General features: G+C 58.5%; 1 pseudogene. It reads left to right on the forward strand.

Annotated elements, in window-relative coordinates:
• A pseudogene (locus SMB34_RS19285) lies at positions 1-253 on the forward strand (methyl-accepting chemotaxis protein); the annotation flags it as partial.

The following is a 253-nucleotide window of genomic DNA, read 5'->3' on the forward strand; positions in this document are numbered from 1 at the left end:
ATTTGCGGTTGTCGCCGCCGAGGTCAAAAACCTCGCCAACCAGACCGAAAAGGCGACCGAAGAAATTGCCGGTCAGATTTCCGGCATCCAGAAAGCAACCGGGGAATCCGTTACCGCCATCGAGGATATCGGTCGTATCATCGAAAACATCAACGAGATTGCCACCACCATTTCGGCCGCGGTCGAGGAACAGGGTGCGGCAACCGACGAGATCACGCGCAACGTGCGCAGTGCGGCTGATCGCACCCGCACC

The organism is Thalassospira permensis NBRC 106175, assembly GCF_000714555.1.
GTDB lineage: Bacteria > Pseudomonadota > Alphaproteobacteria > Rhodospirillales > Thalassospiraceae > Thalassospira > Thalassospira xiamenensis.